The organism is Adlercreutzia sp. DFI.6.23 (genome assembly GCF_024462535.1).
GTDB classification, from domain to species: domain Bacteria; phylum Actinomycetota; class Coriobacteriia; order Coriobacteriales; family Eggerthellaceae; genus Adlercreutzia; species Adlercreutzia rubneri.
This window is the reverse complement of the sequence record NZ_JANGBP010000002.1, coordinates 235,810-259,467: the sequence shown is the minus strand read 5'-3', so window position 1 is coordinate 259,467 and position 23,658 is coordinate 235,810. Positions and strand designations below refer to the sequence as shown.

Genomic DNA, 23,658 nt, shown 5'->3' with positions numbered 1-23,658 from the left:
GCCTCTAGACCTCCAGCAGGTTCACGACGACCATGGGGCGCTGCTTGGTGCGCTCCCAGAGAAGCGAGAGCAGCGCGTCGCGGGCGGCCTTGCGCAGTTCTTTCACGCCTCCGTCCTTGGAAAGGCACTTGCGCAGGGCGTTGGCCACGGTGTTCTCGGCCTCGTGGGCCAGATAGTAGTCGTCGCCGCCGGTAATGCCGTGCATGGACACCTGCACCTGGCCGACGAGCTTGCGATCCTTCATGTTCACGGCCGCGGCCACCGAGGCGAAGCCCTGGTTGCCGAGCGTGTTGCGCTCGTCCAGCACGTCCTGGGAGGTGTCGCCCACCGAAAGGCCGTCCACGTAGACGATGCCCGAGGGCACGCCCTCGCCGCGCTCGACGCCCCGGGCGGAAAGCTCCAGGGAGTCGCCGTTTTCAAGCACGTAGATGTTGTCCGGGTCGACGCCGGTGGCCTCGGCCAGCTTCGCGTGGGCCCGCAGGTGCGTGGCCTCGCCATGAACCGGCATGAAGTTCTTCGGCTTCACGATGGAGAGCATGATCTTCAGCTCCTCGGCCCCGGCATGACCCGACACGTGCACCCGCGCCCGGCTCTTGTCGTACACGTCGGCGCCGATCTTAGCCAGCTGGTTGATGACCCGGGTGACGGCCTTCTCGTTGCCGGGAACCGGCGTGGCCGAGATGATGACCGTATCGCCCTCCTCGATCTCGATGGTCTTGTGCTCGCCGTTGGCGATGCGGGCCAGAGCCGACAGCGGCTCGCCCTGGCTGCCGGTGCACATGATGACCACCTGCTCGGGCGGGATGCCCTTCAGGTCGTAGGCGTCGATGAGGTTGTCGTCGGAGATGTTCAGGTAGCCGAGCCGCCGCGCGATGTCGGTGTTCTGGATCATGGAGCGGCCCGTGACCACCACCTTGCGGCCGTTCTTCACCGCCGCATCGCAGATCTGCTGCATGCGGTGGATGTGGCTCGCGAAGCTGGCGATGATGACGCGCCCCTTGGCCTGAGAGATGATCTGCTCCAAGGTCTTCCCCACCTCGGCCTCGGACGGGGTGAAGTTCGGATTTGTGGCATTGGTGGAGTCGCTCATCATGAGATCGACCCCCGTCTCCGAGAAGCGGGCCAGGGCGCCGAAATCGGTGGTGATGCCGTCGATGGGGGTCTGGTCCAGCTTGAAGTCGCCGGTGTGCAAAACGTTGCCGGCCGGGCTCTGGATGAACAGGCCCACCGCGCCGGGGATGGAGTGGTTCACGGCGAAGAAGTCCACCGTGAAGCAGCCGAGCTTGACCTCGTCGCCGGGCTTGATCTCGATGAGCTTGGCGTTCTTCACGCGGTGCTCGGCGAACTTGCCCTCGATGAGGCCGAGCGTGAGCTTCGTGGCGTAGATGTTCACCGTACGGTCGAGGTCCTTCAGAAGGTAGGGCAGCGTGCCCGTGTGGTCCTCGTGGCCGTGGGTGATGACGATGCCGCGCAGCTTGTCGGCGTTCTCCAGCACATAGGTGTAGTCGGGCAGGATGAGGTCGATGCCCGGATGGTCGTCGTCGGGAAACATCAGGCCCGCGTCGTCCAAGATCATGTCGCCGTTGCACTCGAAGGCGGTCATGTTCTTGCCGATGGCGTCAAGGCCGCCGAGCGGGATGATCTTGAGCTTCGCGTTCGGATCCTTGCCCGCCTTCGAGCCGCGCCGCGGCTTTCGGCTGCCGGAGGGGACCTCCTTGGCCGCCGCCGTCTCGCCGCGCGAGAGCTGCGGGCGCTTGCGCTCCAGGTTCACCCGCTTGAAGGAGGTGTTGTTCTTACGGCGATCGTTGTTGCGCCGGTTGGCGTTCTTGCCGCTGCCGCCCTCCGCGCGGCCGTTCTGCTTCTCTTGGTTTTCTTTGGTCATTCAGTGCCTCTTTCTTAAGGTAATAACGCGCAAAAACGCCGACCCGAGGGCATCGGGCCGGCGTCGCATCTTCAATAGTGGACGATTCTAGTCAAGAACACCGACCTCGCGCATGATGGAGGCCAGGCGCGCCGACTGCTCCGGCGTGGCGTCCACGAGCGGCAGGCGCACGCCGCCGACGGGGAAGCCGACAAGGCTCAAGGCCTCTTTCACGAGGATGGGGTTCGAGGTCTCGAACAGGCCCTTCATGAGCGGCATCAGCGCCTCGTTGGCCTCACGAGCCGCATCCCACTCGCCCTTGGCGGCCAGATCGACGATGGCCTTCATGCGGTCGGGCGCGACGTTGCCGATGGTGGAGATGACGCCCACGCCGCCCAGCTCCATGATGTCGAGGGTGGACGAGTCGTCGCCGGAGTACACGTCGAAATCGGCCGGAGCGTTGTCGATGATGTACTTGATCTGCTCGAAGTTGCCCGAGGCCTCCTTGATGGCCACGACGTTGTCGCAGTTGTGGGCCAGCCGCAGGGTGGTGTCGCCCTCCATGTTGATGGAGCAGCGCCCGGGGATGTTGTACAGGATGATGGGCATGTCCGTGGAGTCCGCGATAGTCTTGAAGTGGCGGTACAGGCCCTCCTGCGGGGGCTTGTTGTAGTAGGGCACGACGCACATGAAGCCGTCGACGCCCTGCTTGGCGGCATCCTGGGCGAAGTACACCGTGTCGGCCGTGCAGTTGTCTCCGACGTTCGCGATGACGGGTATGCGGCCGTTCACCGCGCGCACCACGGCGCGGAACAGCTCGAGCTTCTGGGGGTAGAACACCGTAGGGCTCTCGCCGGTGGTGCCGTTGACGATAAGGGCGTCGGCGCCGCCGCGCACGAGTCGGTCGGCCAGCTCCTGAGCCCGGTCGAGATCGAGTTCGAGGTCGGCGTTGAACGGGGTGACCATGGCCGGAATCATGCGGCCGAAGCGAGGATCGCGCTTGAACTCCATGGAAGTATCTCCTTAAACAAACTCGGGGGCGTGGCTGCCCTAGCACAGCTCTATTATGCCATGGTTGGCTCGACGGGGAAACGCGAGCGCCCGTAAGTCCGTCAAACGCACAACCTGCGCGGATAAGGTGCTGCCCTAAGCAGGCACTGCCCTTGCGTCTGTTCCGTAGGGGCAGACCTTGGTCTGCCCTGGCGAGCGGAACGATCATGCGAGACAAACAGGGGCGACCAAGGCCGCCCCCTACGGATGGTGTCTGCGAACGAATGGGGGCTGAGCGGCTAATTCATAAAGCTCTCGAGGCCGACGATGAGGCCGTCGCGCTCCCCTACGCTGCGGATGCCGAGGAGGACGCCGGGCATGTAGGAGGTGCGGTCCCATGAGTCGTGGCGGATGGTGAGCGTCTGGCCCAGCGAGCCGAAGATGACCTCCTGGCTGGCCACAAAGCCCATGGAGCGCACGGAGTGCACGGGCACGCCGTCGATAAGCGCCCCGCGGGCTCCCTCGGCCCCGGCGATCTCCGTCTCGCGGCCGGGCGCCTCGCTCATACGCGGGGCGCGGGCCTCCGCGATGATCTCTGCGGTGCGCACGGCGGTGCCGGAGGGCGCGTCCTTCTTGTTGCAGTGGTGGTACTCGATGACCTCGGCCTCGGGGAAATAGGGCGCCGCAGCCTTCGCGAACTCCATCATGAGAACCGCGCCGGTGGTGAAGTTCGGCGCGTAGAACAGGCACGTCCCCGGCGCCGCCGAGGCGGCCAGCCCCTCCAGCGTCTCGTTGGAGAGCCCCGTCGTGCCCACCACGCAATCGACCCCCCGCGGCAGCGCTACCGAGAGATTGCCTGCCACCACGTTCGGCTGCGTGAAGTCGACGAGCACGTCGACGTCCGCCGCATCCAGCGCCTCGGCCAGCGTGCCGAACACGGGGAAGGGCGCCTCTGCGGCATGGGGATCGATGCCGCAGACCACCGTCATGTCGTCCGCAGCCGTCACCGCATCCACCACCGCGGAACCCATACGCCCCGCATAACCCGCCACCGCAACCTTAATCATAGAAAACCTCCCATACACCAGTCAGATTCAATAAGAAGAGTAAACGCTATTGTAAAGCAACAACGTGAGAGTGTAGAGGAGATACGGGGTGTTCTGACCGAGCGAGTTCCGCAGCGACTGGAACAGGACTGAATGTCCTGTTCCACAAAGCGAGGACTGTCTGAGCGAATCAGAATACCGCGTAGCTCCTCTTTGGAGGAGTTGCAACAAGAAAGGGCCGCGACCTGCGACCCTTTCCCAAAGTGCTAGTTGCTGCTGCCGCTCTCGTGGCGACGGCGCGGCGTGCGCCCGGCGCGCCCGGGACGGTTGTCCTCCCGACGCTCCCGGCGCTCGTGACGCTCGCCCTTGTCGCGAGGAGACGGGGACGCGGAAGCCGGAGCGTCCGGCTTGTCCAGGCGGTCCAGCGAGATCTTGCCGGTCTTCGGGTCGATCTCGAGCACTTCCACCTTCACAATGTCGCCCAGGCTCAGCACGTCCTCCACCTTGCCGACGCGGCCGTTGGCCACGCGCGAGATGTGGAGCAGGCCGTCCTTGCCCGGCGTGAGCTTCACGAAGGCGCCGAAGTCCTTGATGCCGACGACCTCGCCCTCGAAGACCTCGCCCACCTCGGGCTCTTTCACGATGCCCAGGATCATGTCCTTGGCCGCCTGCATGGCGGTGCCGGAGACGGCGCCCACGTGGATGGTGCCGTCCTCCTGGATGTCGATGGAAGCGCCGGTCTCCTCCTGGATGCCGCGGACCACCTTGCCGCCGGAACCGATGACGTCGCGGATCTTGTCCACGGGGATCTTGATGGTCTCGATGCGCGGCGCGGTCTCCTTCATCTCGGCGCGCGGGCCGTCGATGGTGTCCAGCATGGCGGCCAGGATGAAGGCGCGGCCCTCGTGGGCCTGCTTCAGGGCGCGGGCAAGGATCTCGACGGACAGGCCCTTGGCCTTGTTGTCCATCTGCAGGGCGGTGATGCCGTTGGGCGTGCCGCAGACCTTGAAGTCCATGTCGCCCAGGAAGTCCTCGATGCCCTGGATGTCGGAGAGGATGACCACGTCGTCGCCCTCCTTGATGAGGCCCATGGCCACACCGGAGACGGGTGCGGAGATCGGCACGCCGGCGTCCATCAGAGCCAGGCAGCTTCCGCACGTGGAGGCCATGGAGGAGGAACCGTTGGACTCCAGCACCTCGGAGACCACGCGGATGGCGTAGGGGAAGGTGTCGGTGTCGGGCAGCACGGGAACAATCGCGCGCTCGGCCAGGGCACCATGGCCCACCTCACGGCGCTTAGGCGCACCCATCCGTCCGGTCTCGCCGGTGCAGTAGGGCGGGAAGTTGTACTGGTGCATGTAGCGCTTGCCCTCTTCGGGCCAGATGGTGTCGAGGCGCTGCCACTCGTTCAGCATGCCCAACGTGCACACGGACATGACCTGGGTCTGGCCGCGCTGGAACAGGCCCGAGCCGTGCACGCGGGGCAGGTATCCCGGCACGATGTACAGCGGGCGGATCTCCTCGGGGGTGCGGCCGTCGACGCGCTCGCCGGTCTCGAGGATCATGGCGCGCATGGCCCGCTTCTCGAGGGCCTTGAGGGCCGCCTTGATGTCGCTTCCCCAGGCGGCGCGCTCCTCCTCGGTGAAGTCATTCTCGATGATGGAGGACTTGAGCTCTTCCACCTTCTGCATACGGGCGGCCTTGTCGGCGTCCTTCAGGGCTGCGGACATCTCGTCGAGGTGGGCGTCGACGCGCTCGGCCACGGACGGGTCGGCAGCGTGGATGGTGTAGTCCATGGGCGTCGGGTTCACCTTGGCGAGGAAGGCAGCCTGCTTCTCGCAGAAGGCGGCGATGGCCTCCTGACCGAAGGTCATGGCGGCGAGCATGTCCTCCTCGGAGATCTCAGCGGCGCCGGCCTCCACCATGGAGATGTAGTCGGCGGTGCCGGCGATGGTGAGCTCCAGATCGGAGTTCTCCTGCTCGGAGTTGGTGGGGTTCACGATGAACTCGCCGGTCTCGATGTCGCGGCCGATGCGCACGCAGGCCGCCGGGCCGTCGAAGGGGGCGCCGCCCACGAGCAGCGCCGCAGAGGCGCCGGCCACGCAGATGGTGTCGGGCAGGTTCTCGCCGTCGATGACGAACGGGGTGGCCACGATGTGCACCTCGTTCTTGTAGCCGTCGGGGAACCCGGGGCGGATGGGGCGGTCCACCATGCGGGCCACGAGGGTGCCGTGGTCGGAGGGCTTCGCCTCGCGCTTCAGGTAGCCGCCGGGGATGCGGCCCACAGCGTACATCTTCTCGATGTAGTCGACCGTGAGCGGGAAGAAGTCGTAGTCCTTCTCCTGGCTGGAGACGACGGCGGTCACGAGCACACTCGTGGCACCGCAGGTCACGAGCACGGCGCCGGTGGCCTGCTTGGCCAGCTCGCCGGTCTCGAGACGGTACTGCTTGCCGTACAACTCGAATTCTTCGACAATTTTCGTCATAACGCTTTTCTTTCTCTTCAACTCCCCCGCCTCATTGCGGAGGACTTCTTCGGGCGCGGCTACTTACATTCGCCGCCCCCGCGACCGTCGGCACCTCATGCGCTTCCGACCGCTTATAGCAGAAAACGGGGCCCCAGGCGGGGCCCCGTACATGCTCGAGCTAGATGTTGTCGCGGATACCGAGCTTCTTGATGAGCTCGCGGTACTCCTCGATGTTGCGCTCCTTGATGTACTTCAGCATACCGCGGCGCTTACCGATGAGCATCATGAGGCCGCGACGGGTGTGGTTGTCCTTCTTGTGCGTCTTCAGGTGCTCGGTGAGGTTGCGGATGCGCTCCGAGAGGATGGCGACCTGAACCTCGGCGGAACCGGAGTCCTGATCGTTCTTGCCGAACTCCTTGATGAGTTCCGCGGTGCGCTCCTTGGAGATGCTGAGCTTGCTGGCCATAACTGGTCCACCTTTCTTTCCGGGGGTCTCCCCCCGTCTTCACCGCCTGTGGGCGGCATACCGTTTTCATCCGCCTTGGGTAGCCATGGAAGTGGTCCGTGGGAACCAAAGGCGAATTGCGCCGCCGTTTTGGCAGCCCGCCCAGTATAGGGCACTTGCGGCGCACCTCGCCTAAGGTTTCCGCGAGCGACACGGTTTCTGCATATTGGGGCTGGATGAGCGCTGCGAAAAAGCGGTGCGACACTAGAACAAGCCGCTCGTGAAGAGGAACTCGAGGGACTTCAGCGAGCTGCCGATGTGGTCGCGGGCGAGATCCTGCACGAGGTGCAGGACGGCGAAGGAGGCCGAAAGGTCAGCCGGCCCTTCTGCAATGGCGTCGAAGGGGGTTGTGAGGAAGTACTGCGCCCAGCAGAGGGTGCCGGCATCCACAAGCACGGATTCGTCCAAACCCCGGCAGCTCTCGCAGAGCACGCCGCCGCCTGCAGCCGAGAACGGGAGGCGGGCGCCCTCGGTGAGGGCCACCGGCTCGCCGCAGCTGACGCAGACCTCGAGGCTCGGGCGCAGGCCTGAGAACGCGAGGATCTTCAGCAGCTCCGCGGCCGAAAGCGCCGCGCAGTGATTGTCGTCGGCGCCGTCCATGGCGTCCAGCACGCGCATCGCCGACTGGAACAGGCGCGGGTTGGCGAGGTCGCGCTGGCTCATGCGGGCGAGCAGCTCTGCCACGGGAGCGGCCGCGGCCGAGGCCTCCAGATTGCAGCGCAGAACATCGTGAGCCGCGACGAGCCGGGCCTCCTTCAGAATGTCGAGGCTTCGACCCGTCGCGCATAGGGCGTCGATGACGCAGAAAGGCTCGGTGCGGGCCGCGAAGCTGCTCTTGGGCCGCCGCGCCCCTTTGGCCACGGCCCGCTTTTGGCTGCCGTCCTCGGAAAGCAGCGTGAGGATGAGGTCGCTCTCCCCCAGCTTCGTGCGGCGCAGCACGAGAGCGCGCAGGGAGTAGGTCGGTTGCGCCACGAAGCCGCCCCGCGCTTAGTAGCGGATGGAGGGGCTGGCGTAGGAGACCTCATTGTCGTCGTTCCACACGATGCCGCCCTCGATGGTGGTGAGCTTTTTGGCGAACACCGTCTCCTGGCCCAGGCCGAAGGGCATCGTGACCACCTCGTACTGGCGCGCCTCCACGGTGTAGAGCACCTCGCCGTCGCCGCGGTAGGTGCAGCTCTTGATGTTCTCCACCTTGAAGCTGCCCTCGTCGTTGGTGAGGTTGGCCCCGGGCAGGATCTCGCGGGTGAGGTCCACCAGCTCGGTGCCGCGGGAGTGGGCGACGTACAGTGTGACCTCGGAGCCGGAGTTCAGCTCGCTTCCGGCGGCCGGGTCGGTGGAGACGGCGGTGCCCTCCTCAATGTCCTCGGTGGTGTACCACTCGCTCGTCACCTCGTAGCCCTCGGCTTGAAGCGCGGCCTTGGCGTCGGCTTCGGACATGCCCTCCACATCGGGCACGGTGTAGGGAACGGCCACGGTGACGGTGATAGCGTCGCCGGATTTCGCCTCCGTGCCCGCCTCCGGGCTCACGGCCAGCACGGTGCCCGCGGTCTCGTTCGACTTCTCCTCGGTGTAGGTGACCGCCGTGAAGCCCTCGGCCTCGAGCGCCTGGGCGGCCTCGTCGCTCGTGGCGCCCACAATGGCCGGCACGATGCGCGGGGCGGCCACGGAGAGCGTCACGGTGCTGCCCTCCTCGGCGCGATGCCCCTGCTCGGGGTCGCTTGAGAGCACGGTGCCCTGGGGCTCGTCGGACTTCATTTCGACGGCTTGCGCGGCAAATCCCTTGGCCGCCAGGGCGTCGACCGCCTCGGGCTGGGAGAGCCCCACCACCTCGGGGATGGTCTTGCCGCCCCACAGCTCGGCCATATAGGTGCCGCCCGCCACAGCGGCGAGCACCACGGCCAGGACGATGCATGCGGCCGCGATGATCGGGCCTTTGGCCCGCGGGGGTCGCGCTGTGGGTGCCGGGGAGGAGGTTTCGTCGTCGACCTCGTAGGGGGCCGACGCGTCCTCTTCGAGTACCTGGTAATCTACAGGAGGCTCTGTCTCGGGAATCACCTCGCCGATGGCCGCGGGAACGGCCAGCTCGCCGGTGGCCCGGGGCGCGAGTGCTTCCTCGGCCTCGGCGGTCGTGACCGCCGCCTGGTCGGCGACGACAATGGCGGAAGCGGCCTCCATGAGCGCCGTTTCCTCGGTGGCGCGAACGTCGGCCGGCTCATCGGGCGACGACGCCGGCATCTCTGGCTCTTCCGGATTCTCTGGGGCCGCCGACGCCTCCTCCGGGACGCCCCGCCCGCGGTTGCGCTTCTGGCGGTTCACCGAGGGGCGCGCGGCGTGGGAGCCCATGCGCGCCGGGCGCTTGCCCGACCGCTCGAAGAGACTCACCACCTCGTCCCCACTGGACAGGATCTCGTCGAGCTCGTCGCTCTCAACGGCAACGAGCGTCTCGGCGGCGGCATCGGACTTCGCGGACGGGCCCATGGAGAGCGCGGCTCCCTCGGGCTCGCTCGCCTTGGAACGCGCTTCGTTTTCGATCGCCGCAGCAGCCACCGTAGCAGCCGTCGTCAGAGCCTCAGCCTGCTCGCGCTCGAGACGCTCTTGCTCGGCACGCTCGCGCTCTTCCCGCTCTGCCGCAGCAAGGCGTTCACGCTCGGCAGCCTCGGCAGCGCGCCGGGCCTCGCGGGCCTCCTCCTCGGCTATCCGCCGCTGCTCGCGGGCCTCGGCCTCGGCGGCACGCAAACGCTCCTTCTCCGCAGCCGTTTCGGCGCGCAAGCGCTCCTTCTCGGCCCGCAGAAGCTCCTTGGCCTTGCGCGCCTCCTCCTTCTCCTGCATTTTCGTGAACTTCTTCGCCAGCTTTTTCTGCTGGCGATCGCGGCGCCGCAGCTCCTTCTCCGTCGGCCCCATGGCATAGCTGCGGGCCCGCGGCACGTACTCCTCGTTGATGCGCGGAATCTCGGCCGTGTCGCCGGCCTGGGCTGCCTCAGGCGGCACGTAACTGGAGTCCACCAACCGCTCGAAGCCGGATAGATCGGGAACCTCCGGGCCGTCGGGCACCGGGTCGACCAGATCGGCCACCGAGGCCCGCACGGCCGACTTGGAAGAGGCTGGAGCGATGTCGGGCACGCGGACGACCGGAGGCACCTCCACCACGGAGGGCACCGATACCTTAGCCGCGCCGGCGGCTACGAACACCTCGCCGCAGTTCTCGCAGAACGCGGCGTCGTCACGATTATCGAATGAGCAGTGGGGGCATTTCATCGACGTTCTCCTCATTGATTGCACAGATGAGGAGAATTGTACCCGATTATTTCCCGAAAACCCCTCTCACCCAGCAACAACAAAGTTACTGGTTCGCCCAAGGAAGCCAGCGAGGGGCCGACAGGTGCCCGCAATCGTGCCGAAAAGCGGCTGAGCGTACTTGAGGTACGCGAAGGAAAGCTTTGAGGTGCGAGGGCGGGCACCTGTCGGCTCCGCAGCATCGGCCAGTCCGTTCGTCCCGTCAGGGCGAACGGAACGACTACGCTCCCTCGCCGTAGCCGAAGCGGCGGATCTGGTTGGCGTCGCGGCGCCAGTTCTTGCGCACCTTCACCGAAAGATCCAAAAACACCTTCGCCCCCAGCAGCAGCTCCAAGTCCTTGCGGGCCTCGGTGCCGATGCGCTTGATGGCTGCCCCGCGCTTGCCGATGATGATGCCCTTCTGGCTGTCGCGCTCCACATAGATGACCGCGTAGATGCGGTAGAGGTTCGGCTTCTCGAACTCCATCTCCTCCACGGCGACCCCGATGGCATGGGGCACCTCGTCGAAGAAGTTGCGCAGGATCTTCTCGCGGATGAATTCCGCCACCATGACCTCCAGCGGCTGATCGGTCTCCATGTCGGCCGGGAACCACGCCGGGCCCTCCGGCAGCAGGAACTGCACCTCCTCCACGAAGGCGTCCACGTTGCGGCCCGTCTCGGCCGACAGCGCCACCATAGCGTCCCAGTCGCAGAGCTTCTCGGCCGCCTCGCGCTGGGCGCTGATCTCGGCATCGCTCGCCAGGTCGGACTTGGAAAGCACGCAGATCTTCGCCGAGCCCTTCGCGGCGCGCACCTGGGCGGCCACCCACTCGTCGCCCCGTCCGATGGGCTTCGATGCGTCGATGAGCATGGCCACGACGTCCACGTCCTCCAAAGCCTTGATCGCGCTCGTGTTCAGCTCCTCGCCGAGGGCGTCCTGGGGCTTGTGCAGACCGGGAGTGTCCACAATGATCATCTGCATGTCATCGGTGGTGTGCACGGCACGGAAGCGGTGGCGCGTCGTCTGGGCCGTGTTCGAGGTGATGGCGATCTTCTTGCCCATGATGGTGTTCAGAAGCGTCGACTTCCCGGCGTTGGGGCGCCCGACCAGCGTCACGAACCCGCTCTTGAAGTCGGGATTGGTGGGAAATGAGCCCCCCATGGGGTTTTCAGCGAAGTAGGCGTCGAGATCCATGAAGTTCCTTTCGAAGAGGTGGGGCGTCGTGCGTTAGAGAAGGTCGAGCGCGTAGGGTGCGAAGACGATGAGCCCGACAATTACCGAGCCCGCTGAGGCCAAAAGCACGGCGCCGGCCGCCGCGTCCTTGGCCGCGCGGGCCAGCTCGTGCCACTCGGGCGAGGCGAGATCGACCGCCGACTCGATGGCGGTGTTCACCACCTCCGCCACGGACACGACGATGATGCAGAGCACGATGGCGAGCCAATCGACGCGGCTGATGCCCAGGGCGAATCCGGCCGCGACGGCGGCAAGCCCCAGGATCACCTGGATCTTCAGGTTGCGTTGAGAGCGAAAGGCGTAGGCGACGCCGGCGGCCGCGCAGCGAAAGGCGCACACGAGCGGGAAGCGCCCCTCCCCGCACCGGCGGCTCTCCCCCGCTCTGCGCACGAGCGGCCTCATCTTATCGTCGCCAGCCAACGGGCTGCCCCTCAAGCGCTCAGCGGTTCTCGGAGACAGCGGGCAGGTCGCGCTCGGTCCAGGCCGTGAGCAGCTCGCGCTCGCGGGCCTCCATGACCTCGGCCTCCTCGTCCACGATGTGATCGTAGCCGCACAGGTGCAGAAGCCCGTGAACGATGAGCAGCGACACTTCCTGCTCGAAGGAGTTGCCGAACTCGGTGCTCTGACGCGCCGCGACGTCGGGCGCGATGATGATGTCGCCCAGTTCGTAGACCGGGCAGCTCGGCCCGTCGGCGGCGGTGATGTCGTCGTCGATGTTGTCGCATTCGAAGGAGAGCACGTCGGTGGGTCCTTCCATGCCGCGGAAGCGCTCGTTCAGCTCGGCCATGGCCGTATCGTCCACAAAGCTGATGGAGACCTCCGTGTTGATGGGCTTCCCCTCGCGCTCGAGCACGAACAGGGCCAGGTCGCGAATGGGAAGGGAGGCGAGGTCTTCCTCGCGATGTCCGTAGGTGATGAGGATTTCCATGGGCTATCTTGCCTTTCCCGCCGCGCGCTCGTAGGCGGCCACGATGGTCGCCACCAGAGAGTGGCGCACGACGTCTTTGCCGGAAAGATCGCAGAACGCGATGTCGTCGATGCCCTCGAGGACGGAGCGCACTTGCACAAGGCCGCTCTCCCCGCGGGGCAGATCGATTTGAGAGATGTCGCCGGTGACGACGATTTTCGAACCGAACCCCAAGCGCGTCAGTGCCATCTTCATCTGCTCGGGCGTGGTGTTCTGGGCTTCGTCCAAGATAATGAAGGCGTCATTTAAGGTGCGCCCGCGCATGAAGGCGAGAGGGGCGATCTCGATGGTGCCGTTCTCGATGAGGGCATTCGCTCGCTCCTGATCGAACATGGAGTACAGCGCATCGTAGAGCGGTCGGATGTAGGGATCCACCTTCTCGAAGAGGGTGCCCGGCAGAAAGCCGAGGTTCTCGCCGGCCTCCACGATGGGCCGCGACAGCACGATGCGGCCGACTTCCTTGCGCTTCAAGGCCGCCACCGCCATGGCCATGGCCAGGTAGGTCTTGCCCGTGCCGGCCGGCCCTATGGCGAAAGTGACCGTGTTGTCGCGGATGGCGTCGACGTAGTGCTTCTGGCCGGCGGTCTTCGGTCGAATGGCCCGGCCCCGGTAGGTGAGCAGAACATCGTCGCGCAGGGCGGTGGGGGCGAACTCCGCCTGGCGGAGCAGCTCGACGGAACGGCGCACCGAGTCGGTGTCGGGGGCCTGCCCTTCCTCCACCGTTTTGAACAGGTCGGCGAACAGCGCGGTGAGCTGCTGCACCTCCACGGCGTTCCCCTCGATGACGATGCGATCGCCCCGCACGGTGAGCCGAGCGTCGAAGGACTCCTCCAGCACGTGGAGAATCTCGTCGGAGGCGCCGACGACGAGGGCCATGTCCACCCCGCCGGGCGCCGTGAGCGTTGTCTGCATCAAATCAGTCATGCCGGTTATTGTAACCTATCTTGTGCGATCTGTTGTGCGCCTGCTCCAAAACTCCCATCGATGTCGCAGCCAAACCCCATCGGCACTCGACCGTTAGCGCGCTTCAACCAAAACTAAACCTCAGTCAACTTCCGGCCAAGCTTCGGTCGACGAACTGCCCCGAAATTGCACGAGATATCGAGTTGTAAGCGTCTACGCGTGCGCAGTTGTTCAGGGTGGAAAGCGTCGCTGTTGCCAGCACTGCTGTGACCAGGTGTTTTCCAAATAGGCTATTGAATAGCCGAGTCCAGTGCGTCCCCCAGACGCTTACAACTCGAGATCTCATGCAGAAGGAGAGGTGTTCGTCGACCGAAAAGGTCACTCGTGCGGCGCGAGCCTTAATCTGGAGCACGTTTCGGGAAGAAGAGTCGTCCCTGCTGCGCGGCTATCCTACTTTCACCGGGACGAGAGAGCCGATCTTGGCACCTGCGGGAGCAGGCACTTCGTGGTAGCTCTCGGTGGTGGCCGTCTCGGGGGTTTCAACGAGGGCAAGTTCGACGGTGCCGACGCGAGAGGCACGGTCGGCGGCGGCGAGCTCGTCGGAAAGCGCGCGCAGGCGGGCGGCGCGGGCGGCCTTCGCCTCGGGCGGCACTTGGTCTGCACGGGCGGCCGCGGGCGTTCCCTCTCGCTTGGAGTAGGGAAACACGTGGATCTTCGAGAAGCCGACGTGGCGAGCGAGCGCGCAGGTGTCCTCGAAGTCCTCATCGGTCTCGCCGGGGAAGCCCACGATGATGTCGGTGGTCAGCGCGATGGAGGGGACGCTCGCCCGCAGGAAGTCGGCCAGCTGGCGGAACTCGTGGGCGTCGTAGGGGCGCGCCATCTCGCGCAGCACCCGGGACGAGCCGGACTGCAAGGGCAGATGAAGATGGCGGCAGATGCGGCCCTCGGCCTCGGCGAGGAGAGAGACGAACTCGCCGGTCACGTCCATAGGCTCGATGGAGCCGATGCGGAAGCGGCAGGGAGGCTCGCCCGCGCCGTGCAGATCGGCGGTGGCCGTTAGAAGGCGGCGACATAGGTCGGTCAGATCCGTCCCGCCGTCGTCGTAAGAGCCCAGGTTGATGCCGGTGAGCACGACCTCGCGGACGCCGGATTCAGCGAGGGCCACCGCCTCGGCCACCACCTCGTCGGCCGGTCGGCTCGTCGCGCGGCCGCGGGCCACGTGCACGATGCAGTAGGTGCAGGCGTTGTCGCAGCCGTCCTGCACTTTGATGCCGATGCGCGTGCGGCCATCGGCGGGCGATGCCGAGAAAGATTCAGACATTTCGCAAGGAGCTGCGCCGCTCATTTCCAACTCGCTGAGATAGAGATCCGCGCCTGCCTTGGGTACGACAACGACGCGATCATCCATAGCGGCGAAGGTCTCCGACGAGAGCTCGCTCGCGCATCCCGTGACGACGACGCGTGCGCCGTCGTTGGTCGACAGGGCATGGCGCACGGCCTTGCGGGTCTTCTTCTCGGCCTCGCCGGTGACCGTGCAGGTGTTCACGACGATGAGGTCGGCCGCCGCCTCTCCAACAGGCACTCCCCCGCGTTCCGCGAGCAGCCGCTCGAAACCGTCGGCCTCCACGCGGTTCACCTTGCAGCCCAAGTTCACGACCGTGTAGCCGAAGAGGGCCCTACCCACGGTTGCCCTCGTAAGTGGGAGAGGGCCGATTCCCCATGCCGCCCAGCTCGTAGAGCACCAGCGCCGGGGCCACGATGCCGGCGGTCTCGGTGCGCAGGATGGACGGGCCCAGGGTCACGAGGCGCGCCCGGTCGTTGCAGCCGAGAAAGCAGCGCACCTCCTCCTCGGCGAGGCCCCCCTCAGGGCCCACGACCACGGCGATGCGGGCGTCAGCGGCCGGCGTGCACGTCGCGAGGAGCGCATCGTGCACGGCTTCGCTCAGACTCGCTGTCTCGGGCGCCTCTTCCCAGCACACGAGCACGGCCGTCGCCTGGCCGAGCATCGCGGCCGCCTCGCGCACGGAGACGGGCTCGGCGACCTCCGGCACCCGAGCCTGCCCCGATTGCATGGCTGCGTTTTTGGCGATGGCCCGCCACCGCTCCGTCTTCGCAGCCGCCTTCTTGCCGTCCAGCTTCACGATGGAGCGGGCGCAGGTAAGGGGGACGAAGGCCGCCACGCCTACTTCGGTGGCGTGGCGGATGACGGTCTCCATCTTGTCGCCCTTGGCCAGGCCCTGCAGCAGAATCACCTGCGGGCCGGCCTCGCTCGCGTCTTCATGGCGCGCAATGGAAACGAGCGGCAGCTCGTCCGCAAAATCGACGATCTCGCATTCGAAGTAATCCTGGTCGGCGTCGATCACGGCGATGTGCTCACCCGCCGCCAGCCGGAGCACCCGCGCGTGCTTCGCGTCGTCGGACTCAAGGCGCAGCGGGAACACTGCCTCCGTTTCGGCAGCGAGCACTTGGTTTTCCAGGAAGAAGCGCGGCAACGACATGATCAGTAGCCCTACTCGAAAATGTCGCGGAGCTTCTGCAAGGGCGAGCGCTTCTCCTCGTTCACGTCCTCGCCCATCTCCTCGGCCAGCTCCTCCAAAAGCTCGCGCTCGCGCTTGGAGAGCTTCTTCGGCACCTCCACGGCGATGTGCGCGAACAAATCGCCGCGAGCGTCGCTTTTCAGGCGCGGCATGCCGAAGCCCTTCACGCGCACGATCTGGTCGTTCTGGCAGCCCTCGGGGATGGCAACCGTGACCTTCTCGTCCTCGTAGATGCCGTCGATTTCGATATCGGCGCCGAGCGCCGCCTGTACCATGGGAACCACGAGCTTGCAGTGCAGGTTGTCGCCGTCGCGCTCGAAGAACTCGTCGGGGGCGATGCGCACGGTGACGATAAGGTCGCCGGCCGGCGCACCCTGCATGCCCGCTTCGCCGAAGCCGTGGATGCGCAGCTGCTGGCCGTCGCGAATGCCCTTGGGGATCTCCACCGAGACGCGCTGGCGGTCGGGCACGCGCCCCTGGCCCTCGCATTCGGGGCACGGGTTGTCGATGACCGTGCCGGTGCCGTGGCAGGCGGGGCACGTGGTGGCCGATTGCATGTCGCCCAAGAAGGTGTGCTGCACGGTGACGACCCGACCGGTACCGTGACATTCCTCGCAGGTCACTTCCTTGCCGTCCTCGCCCAGGCCCGTGCCGTCGCAATCGGGACACGGCGCCAGGCGGTCGTAAACGATCTCCTTCTTCTCGCCGGTCGCCGCCTCTTTCAGCGTGATGCGGATGCCCACGCCCATGTCGCGGCCGTCCTTGCGCACCTGGCGGCCGCCTGCGGCCGCGCCGCCGAAGAAGGTGGAGAAGATATCACCCATGCCGCCGAAGCCGCCACCGAACAAGTCCTCGAAATCGATGCCGACGCCGCCGTAGGGGCCGCCGCCACTCGCCGCGCCGGGAATCGTGCCAAAGCGGTCGTACTGGGCCTTCTTCTGGGGGTCGGACAGCACGTCGTAGGCCTCGTTCAGCTCCTTGAACTGGTCTTCGGCATCCGGTGCCTTGTTCACGTCCGGGTGCAGCTCCCGCGCCCTATGGCGAAATGCTTTCTTGATCTCGGCTTCGGAGGCGTCGCGGGAGACGCCGAGGATTTCGTAGAGGTCCTTAGTTGCGGCCATGATAGGTGAATCTTGCCTTTCTTCGTTCGCTCTTCCGTATTCTTGGGTAACGCACGTCTACTCGCCGTGCAGCGCGCACTGGGCGGCGCGGACGGCGCGGATGGCGCGCTCGTAGTTCATGCGGGTGGGGCCGATGACGGCGACGACGCCCTCGGACTCGCCGCGCCCATAGGGGCAGGCCACGATAGAGACACCAGCGAGCTCCGAGGCGGGGTTCTCGTGCCCGATGCGCACCATGACCGGCCCCCCTTCCGCGGCGGCCTCGTCGAAGGTGTTCAGCAGCACGCGGTCGTCCTCCAGCACTTCTATGACCGGCAGCAGGGCCTTCGAATCGCTGAACTCCGGCTGGCGCAGAAGCGCCGAGACACCGAGGCTGTGGGCACGAGCGCTTTCGGACTCGCCCAAGCATTCTATGACCTCGTCGATGATGAGCTGCACGAGCGGGTCGCTGAGGGCCTCTACGGTGCCGGCGTCCATGGAGCGGCGCACGTCGCGGGCCGAGTGCCCGGCGAGCACCCGGTTCAGCAGGTTCTGGGCACCTGCCAGCTCGTCGGCGGAGACCTCGTCGGCGAAGGTGACCGTGCGGTTGACCACCTGGCCGTCCTCGGCCACCACGATGACGATGGCCTGCCAGGGCGAAAGCGACACCAGCGTGATCTGACGAATGCGGCCCGCGAGCACCGAGGGCGCCATGACAATGGACAGGCAGTTGGTGAGCCGCGCGAGGGCCGCCGAGGTGCGTTCCATGAGCGCGTCCAGCTCCGAGGCCGAGGCGCGCAGCTCGTCAACCATGGCCTGGTGCGGGCGCTCTTCCTCGGCCAATCCCGACGAGAGCAGCTCGTCGACGAAGGTGCGGTAGCCGGCGTCGGTGGGCACGCGCCCGGCAGAGGTGTGCGGCTGCTGGATGAAGCCGGCGTCTTCCAGAGCAGAGAGGTCGTTGCGCACCGTGGCGGGGCTCACGCCCAGGCGGTGCCGCTCGGTCAGGGTACGCGAGCCCACGGGGAGCGCGTACTCGATGTAGTCCTCGATCAGCGCGCGCAGCACTCTCTGGCGCCTCTCCGACAGCATATCCGCTCCTCTCGCCTTCCCGCCTCGTCCCGCGCGTCGGGCGCGGAACCTTCCGTTGTTGACGCCATTTTAGCAACCGCAAGGCGAGAGTGCTAATGGAAGCGCCCATCTCGACGCAAGCGACACACAACCGCCGACAGAAGGCGGCTGTGCCCCTGGTGCACTGCTTCTGTAGGGGCAGACCTCGGTCTGCCCTCTTCGAGAAGATCGCCCGTTCTCGAGCGGCGGTGCTTGCACCGCCCTCCCGAGAAAGAAAAATTTTCGGCGTTGAGGAGGGGCGACCTTGGTCGCCCCCTACGGAGGTGGTATGCGAAGAAGGGACGATGGGTTGGCTTACGGGGCGAGGTCGAGGAGGCGGCCGTAGAGCTCGTTGCCGCAGAGCCAGCCGGCGTCGGTGGGGCGCCAACGGCCGTCCGCGTGTTCGACCAGGCCCAGGTCGGCCAGTTCATCGAAGGCGGCGAGGACCGAGCCGCCCTCGCTCTCAAAGGCCGCTGCGGCCAACCGCGTGCCCCCACCCGTTTCGGTGCCGTCGATGACCGCCGCCGCCCGCGCCACCTGCTTGTCGGAGACGCCGCGGGCCATGCGCATGCCCAGCATGAGGTCCTCGGCGGCCATCTGCCGCGCGTTCAGATCATCCACCACCTGTCCGTCCTGCACCCGCATGCGACGCTCGGCGTTCTGGGTCATGGTGACGGCTGACCGACCGAGGCCAAGATAGGGCTTGCCCGTCCAATAGGCGGTGTTATGCCGGCTCTCGAACCCGGGCCTCGCGTAGCTTGCCACCTCGTAGCGGTGAAAGCCCGCGTCCTCCAGGATGCGCTGAGCCTCCTCCATGGCCGCCGCTTCCGCATCCTCGTCGGGCTCGAGCATCTCGCCCCGCATAATGGCGGCATCGAAAGGCGTATGGGGTTCAATGGTCAGCGGGTACACCGACACATGGTTCGCGCCGAGCGCCACCGCCTCCCGCACGCTTTCCGCGAAGGACTCCTCGCTCTGACCCGGGATGCCGCACATCAGATCCACCGATACGTTCTCGAAGCGCTCCCGGGCCGCGCGCACCGCCGCCCGCGCCGCCTCGGCGTCGTGGGCGCGGCCGAGGATGCTCAGCACCTCGTCGTCGAAGGACTGCACGCCAAGGGAGAGCCGGTTCACCCCGAGCGCCCAGATATCCCGCACCATGGGCGCCGTAAGACTTTCGGGGTTCGCCTCCATCGTGCACTCGACCTCGGGTTCGAGATGCATCGACATCGACAGCGCATAAAGAAGCATCGAAAGTCGTCTCATGCCGATATAGCTCGGCGTCCCCCCGCCCAGATACACCGTCTCAATGGCTCCGAGCTTCCCCTCCCTCGAGGCTCGGCGAATATCCATCACGAGCGATTCCACGTACTCGTCAATAATCGGCGAGTCCCGTTCTACCGCCGAAGTGGCGAAATCGCAGTACCCGCACCGCTTCACGCAGAACGGAATATGCAGGTACAGTGCTTTATAAGGGTCATAAGCCACGACAGACCTCTCTTTCCGGCTGGGTAGTCCGACGATAGGAGGCGTTGCAACCGAGCGAGTTCCGCAGACGGTGTCGAAGGCGCGGCGATATGCGGGAAATTGAACCCTGTCGCCTTCGATACCGGCGAGGACTGTCTGAGCGAATTGCAATGCCTCCTAGCGTCGGACGGACAACCCTGATGCGAGATGGACAGCAGGAAATCGGAGCGATATTGGCGCGAGACGGACAAATCACGAACGCTCCCGGGCAATCTCCAGAAGCTCGTCGAACACCGCGTCGAAGTCCGAAAGCGTTGTGCAGTAGTTGATGCGGCCGCGGGCTTGGGCGGCGCCGGGGAGACCCGCCATGTACCACATGGCGTGCTTGCGCATGCGCACGATGTTGCGCCCCTCGCGATGGGTGAGCAGCTCCGCATGGCGGCGCGCCATGGCAATGCGTTCCTCAACCGTGGGCGGCGCAGGTTCGGGTTCGCTGGCAAGAGCGGCTTGTACCTGGGAGAACAGCCATGGGTTGCCCTCGGCGCCCCGGGCGATCATCACCGCGTCGCAGCCGGTCTCGACCGCCATGCGCATGGCGTCGGCTCCGCTGCGGATGTCGCCGTTGCCCACGACGGGCACGGACACCGCCTCGCGCACGCGAGCGATGACGCCCCAGTCGGCACTCCCCCGGTACAGCTGCTCGGCGAACCGCCCGTGCACCGTGACCCCGTCGGCCCCGGCCTCCTCCATACGGCGCGCGAAGGCCGACGCCGTCTCGTCGCCTTCCGCCCAGCCCCGGCGGAACTTCACCGTGACCGGATGCTCCACGACGCCCTTCACGGCCCGCACGACGGAGGCGGCCAGATCGGGCTCCTTCATAAGAGCCGAGCCGTCCCCCTTCGACACGATCTTACGGGCGGGACACCCCATGTTAATGTCCAGGTAGGCCAGGCTCTCCCCCATTTCGTCCTCGATCCAGGCGGCCTGGGAGGCCATCACCTCCGGCTCGTGGCCGAACAGCTGCACGGCCACCTGGGACTCGCCGTCGGCGAGCGCCAGCAGATGCCGCGTCTTCTCGTTGGCAAAGGAGAGCCCCTTGGCCGACACCATCTCCGTGAAGGCCATGTCGGCCCCCGCCTCGCGGCACAGCGTCCGGAAAGCGATGTCGGACACACCGGCCATGGGCGCCAGCAGCACCCGGTATTTCCCGAAGAGTCCCTCCACAGCTACAGAATCCCGAACAGCAAAAGCCCGATGAGCACGATGAAACCGAGCACGAACAGAAGGCACCCGACGCCCACGAAGGTCTTGGACGTGCCGCTCATGCCCATGTGCTCCCGCTCCTCGGCGATCTTCTTCTCGTCGAAGGGGTCGTTGATCCAGTCGTAGTCTTCTTGTTCCTTGGCCATCGGTGCTTCTTTCGACTGCTGCGTTTAACGGTGTAGAATGAGCATAGTTTAATGGATGCGCGCCGCGGTCGCGGCAAGATCACAAGAAGAGGAGACGATCGTGAAGGTACTGCTCATCAACGGGAGCCCGCGCTGGAAGGGCAACACGAACCGGGCGCTGGAGGAAGCGGCCGCTGCTCTTGAGGCCGAGGGCGTTCAGACCGAGCTTGTCTGGATCGGCAACAAGGAGATCCGCGGGTGCATCGCCTGCGGCATTTGCGGCAAGACCGGCGATAAGCGTTGCGTGTTCGCCGAGGACTGCTGCAACGAGCTCATCGCGAAGGCCGCCGAGTGCGATGGCTTCATCGTGGGGTCGCCGGTGTACTACGCCGGTATGGCCGGATCGCTGCGGGCGCTCATGGACCGCATGTTCTACGCCGGCGGCACGAACTTCCGCATGAAGCCGGCCGCCGGCGTCGCTGTGGCGCGCCGGGCCGGGGCCATCGAGGCGGCCGACCAGATCAACAAGTACTTCCAGATCAACTGCCAGCCCATTGTGTCCAGCTCCTACTGGAACATTGCCTACGGGCGCAACCCCGGCGAGGCGCAGGGCGACGGCGAGGGCCTGCACACCATGCGCGTGCTCGGCCGCAACATGGCCTGGATGCTCAAGTGCATCGAAGCGGGCCGCGCCGCCGGCATCAACCCGCCCGAGCTTGAGCCCAAGGTGATGACCAACGTCGTCCGCGAGGACCTGCTGGAGGGATAGGCTTTTCCCCTACTCATCCACCTTCAAAATGGCCATGAAGGCCTCCTGGGGCACTTCCACGTTGCCGATGGCCTTCATGCGCTTCTTGCCGGCCTTCTGCTTCTCCAGAAGCTTGCGCTTGCGGGTGATGTCGCCGCCGTAGCACTTGGCGAGCACGTCCTTGCGCTTGGCCTTCACGGTCTGGCGCGCGAGCACCCTACCTCCGATGGCCGCCTGGATGGGCACCTCGAACATCTGGCGCGGGATGATCTCCTTCAGCTTGTCGCAGAGCACGCGCCCGCGGTCGTAGGCCTTGTCCTTGTGCACGATGAACGACAGGGCGTCGATGGGCTTGCCCGACAGCAGGATGTCCAACTTCACGAGCTGCGAGGGCTTGTAGCCGTCCATCTCGTAGTCGAGGGACGCGTAACCTTTGGTGTTCGACTTCAGCTTGTCGAAGAAGTCCAGGATGAGCTCGGATAAGGGGATCTCCCAGAGCATCTCGACGGTGGTCTGGGAGAGGTAGTTCATGGTGACGAAGTTGCCGCGCCGACCCACGGCCAGATCCATCACAGCGCCCACGTAGTCGGGCGGGATGAGGATCTTCGCCTTCAGATAGGGCTCTTCCACGTGATCGATGGAGCCGGGGTCGGGCATCTCCTGGGGCGAGTGGAGCGACACCATCTCGCCGCCCTTGAGGTACACGTGGTACTCCACCGAGGGCGCCGTGGCCAGAAGGTCCAGCCCGAACTCGCGCTCCAACCGCTCCTTGATGACCTCCATGTGCAGAAGGCCCAGAAAGCCCACGCGGAAGCCGAAGCCGAGGGCGTGGGAGGTCTCGGGCTCCCACACGAGCGCCGGGTCGTTCAGTGACAGCTTCTCCAGCGCCTCCTTCAAGGGCTCGTACTGGTCGCCGTCGATGGGAAAGAGACCTGTGAACACCATGGGCTTCGCCTCACGGTAGCCGGGAAGCGGCTCGTTCACGCCGCCGTCGGCCACGGTGATGGTGTCGCCCACCTTCACCTGGCTCACGTCCTTGAGCCCCGTGACGAGGTAGCCCACCTCGCCCACATAAAGCGCCTCCTCGGGCACCTCCTGGGGGTGCCGCGCGCCAACCTCTTCCACGAGCGTTTCCGTGCCCGTGGCCATCATGCGGATCTTGTCGCCCTTCTTGATGTGCCCGTCGACCACACGGATGAGGGCCACCACGCCGCGGTAGGCGTCGAAGTAGCTGTCGAAAATGAGCGCGCGCAAGGGGGCCGCCCCATCGCCCTCCGGAGCCGGGATATTGTAGACCACGGCTTCCAGAAGATCGTGGACGCCCTCGCCGGTCTTGCCCGAGGCGAGCACCGCGTCGTCGGCGGGAATGGCCAGGCCATCTTCGATCTCGGCCTTCACGCGCTCGGGCTCCGCGGCCGGCAGGTCGATCTTGTTGATGAGCGGGATGATCTCCAAATCGGCGTTCATGGCGAGCATCGCGTTGGCCACCGTCTGCGCTTCCACGCCTTGGGTGGCGTCCACCACGAGCACGGCTCCGTCGCAGGCGGCCAAGCTGCGGGAGACCTCGTAGGTGAAGTCCACGTGGCCCGGCGTGTCGATGAGGTTCAACTGGTAGGTCTCGCCGTCGTCTGCGGTGTAGCTGACGCGCACAGCCTGGCTCTTGATGGTGATGCCGCGCTCGCGCTCGATATCCATGGAGTCGAGTAGCTGGGCCTGCATGTCGCGCTTGGCCACCGTGCCCGTGAGCTCCAGGATGCGGTCGGAGAGCGTGGACTTGCCGTGGTCGATGTGCGCGATGATCGAGAAGTTGCGGATATGGGAAAGCTCGTGGGTCATAATGTCTTTCTTATCGGCGGCGGTCTTACCGGGCGAGCGGGCCCGCGAGGCCCCTCTCCCCTCCCAATGTGTGCGTCTCGCGAAGATTCGGGGCCGCAAGACCACTTTCTTCGCCGCGCTCACGGGAATCTTTGGTATTCTACCGCATTGTGTATCCAGCGATACGTGCACGCGGTGATTCCACCGCCAAATCTGCAGACGTGGCTGCGCTTTAAGATTACGATTGCT

The 23,658-nt window shown here is 65.8% G+C and carries 20 protein-coding genes; 1 reads left to right on the top strand and 19 read right to left on the bottom strand.

The features are described 5' to 3' along the window. Positions 1 to 4 precede the first annotated feature (4 nt). The 18 genes from NE591_RS02885 to NE591_RS02800 form a co-directional block, all read right to left on the bottom strand. Entirely contained in the window at positions 5 to 1,882 is a 1,878-nt protein-coding gene (locus NE591_RS02885) for a ribonuclease J (protein ID WP_114539055.1), read from the bottom strand. A gap of 87 nt (positions 1,883 to 1,969) precedes the next feature. After that, the gene (gene dapA, locus NE591_RS02880; RefSeq protein ID WP_256156300.1) at positions 1,970 to 2,872 is read right to left on the bottom strand and encodes a 4-hydroxy-tetrahydrodipicolinate synthase; all 903 of its coding nucleotides are present in this window, start codon (positions 2,870 to 2,872) and stop codon (positions 1,970 to 1,972) included. Positions 2,873 to 3,150: 278 nt separating this feature from the next. Further along, positions 3,151 to 3,918 (bottom strand): 4-hydroxy-tetrahydrodipicolinate reductase, encoded by a 768-nt coding sequence (gene dapB, locus NE591_RS02875; protein ID WP_256156299.1) that lies wholly within the window; start codon positions 3,916 to 3,918, stop codon positions 3,151 to 3,153. Positions 3,919 to 4,163: 245 nt separating this feature from the next. Beyond that, the gene (locus tag NE591_RS02870; RefSeq protein WP_173112971.1) at positions 4,164 to 6,383 is read right to left on the bottom strand and encodes a polyribonucleotide nucleotidyltransferase; all 2,220 of its coding nucleotides are present in this window, start codon (positions 6,381 to 6,383) and stop codon (positions 4,164 to 4,166) included. 160 nt (positions 6,384 to 6,543) lie between these two features. Then, positions 6,544 to 6,831 carry a 30S ribosomal protein S15 gene (gene rpsO, locus NE591_RS02865; protein ID WP_022739929.1) on the bottom strand — a complete coding sequence of 96 codons (288 nt, stop codon included), beginning with the start codon at positions 6,829 to 6,831 and terminating at the stop codon, positions 6,544 to 6,546. A 243-nt stretch (positions 6,832 to 7,074) separates the two neighbouring features. After that, positions 7,075 to 7,842: a DNA repair protein RecO gene (recO, locus tag NE591_RS02860; RefSeq protein ID WP_256156298.1), complete on the bottom strand. Its 768-nt coding sequence runs from the start codon at positions 7,840 to 7,842 to the stop codon at positions 7,075 to 7,077. Between the two features lie 15 nt (positions 7,843 to 7,857). Beyond that, positions 7,858 to 10,125, bottom strand: a complete 2,268-nt coding sequence (locus tag NE591_RS02855) for a PASTA domain-containing protein (RefSeq protein WP_173112965.1) — start codon at positions 10,123 to 10,125, stop codon at positions 7,858 to 7,860. Between the two features lie 259 nt (positions 10,126 to 10,384). Continuing rightward, a complete protein-coding gene (gene era, locus NE591_RS02850) occupies positions 10,385 to 11,305 on the bottom strand; it encodes a GTPase Era (protein ID WP_173115248.1) in 921 nt (306 codons plus the stop codon). Between the two features lie 66 nt (positions 11,306 to 11,371). After that, positions 11,372 to 11,797 carry a diacylglycerol kinase family protein gene (locus tag NE591_RS02845; protein ID WP_231699466.1) on the bottom strand — a complete coding sequence of 142 codons (426 nt, stop codon included), beginning with the start codon at positions 11,795 to 11,797 and terminating at the stop codon, positions 11,372 to 11,374. Positions 11,798 to 11,816: 19 nt separating this feature from the next. Further along, positions 11,817 to 12,305, bottom strand: coding sequence for an rRNA maturation RNase YbeY (ybeY, locus tag NE591_RS02840; protein WP_022739934.1), 489 nt, complete (start codon positions 12,303 to 12,305; stop codon positions 11,817 to 11,819). A 3-nt stretch (positions 12,306 to 12,308) separates the two neighbouring features. Then, positions 12,309 to 13,268, bottom strand: a complete 960-nt coding sequence (locus NE591_RS02835) for a PhoH family protein (protein WP_256156297.1) — start codon at positions 13,266 to 13,268, stop codon at positions 12,309 to 12,311. A 424-nt stretch (positions 13,269 to 13,692) separates the two neighbouring features. Continuing rightward, a complete protein-coding gene (locus NE591_RS02830) occupies positions 13,693 to 14,931 on the bottom strand; it encodes a MiaB/RimO family radical SAM methylthiotransferase (protein WP_256156296.1) in 1,239 nt (412 codons plus the stop codon). After that, positions 14,924 to 15,745, bottom strand: coding sequence for a 16S rRNA (uracil(1498)-N(3))-methyltransferase (locus NE591_RS02825; RefSeq protein WP_173112952.1), 822 nt, complete (start codon positions 15,743 to 15,745; stop codon positions 14,924 to 14,926). The genes NE591_RS02830 and NE591_RS02825 overlap by 8 nt, the downstream gene beginning before the upstream one ends. 11 nt (positions 15,746 to 15,756) lie before the next feature. Next, entirely contained in the window at positions 15,757 to 16,905 is a 1,149-nt protein-coding gene (dnaJ, locus tag NE591_RS02820) for a molecular chaperone DnaJ (protein ID WP_114539046.1), read from the bottom strand. Positions 16,906 to 16,962: 57 nt separating this feature from the next. Beyond that, the gene (gene hrcA / locus NE591_RS02815; RefSeq protein ID WP_114539045.1) at positions 16,963 to 17,973 is read right to left on the bottom strand and encodes a heat-inducible transcriptional repressor HrcA; all 1,011 of its coding nucleotides are present in this window, start codon (positions 17,971 to 17,973) and stop codon (positions 16,963 to 16,965) included. 333 nt (positions 17,974 to 18,306) lie between these two features. After that, complete coding sequence (hemW, locus tag NE591_RS02810) at positions 18,307 to 19,479, bottom strand: radical SAM family heme chaperone HemW (protein WP_173112949.1); 1,173 nt, start codon at positions 19,477 to 19,479, stop codon at positions 18,307 to 18,309. Between the two features lie 231 nt (positions 19,480 to 19,710). After that, positions 19,711 to 20,682, bottom strand: a complete 972-nt coding sequence (gene dusB, locus NE591_RS02805) for a tRNA dihydrouridine synthase DusB (RefSeq protein ID WP_256156295.1) — start codon at positions 20,680 to 20,682, stop codon at positions 19,711 to 19,713. A gap of 2 nt (positions 20,683 to 20,684) precedes the next feature. Then, positions 20,685 to 20,867, bottom strand: coding sequence for a hypothetical protein (locus NE591_RS02800; RefSeq protein WP_114539043.1), 183 nt, complete (start codon positions 20,865 to 20,867; stop codon positions 20,685 to 20,687). 100 nt (positions 20,868 to 20,967) lie between these two features. Between NE591_RS02800 and NE591_RS02795 the strand changes: the two genes are divergently transcribed. Then, positions 20,968 to 21,615 carry a flavodoxin family protein gene (locus tag NE591_RS02795; protein ID WP_173112947.1) on the top strand — a complete coding sequence of 216 codons (648 nt, stop codon included), beginning with the start codon at positions 20,968 to 20,970 and terminating at the stop codon, positions 21,613 to 21,615. A gap of 9 nt (positions 21,616 to 21,624) precedes the next feature. Here NE591_RS02795 and lepA read toward each other — a convergent pair whose 3' ends face one another. After that, the gene (lepA, locus tag NE591_RS02790) at positions 21,625 to 23,430 is read right to left on the bottom strand and encodes a translation elongation factor 4 (protein ID WP_173112944.1); all 1,806 of its coding nucleotides are present in this window, start codon (positions 23,428 to 23,430) and stop codon (positions 21,625 to 21,627) included. Positions 23,431 to 23,658: the final 228 nt, after the last annotated feature.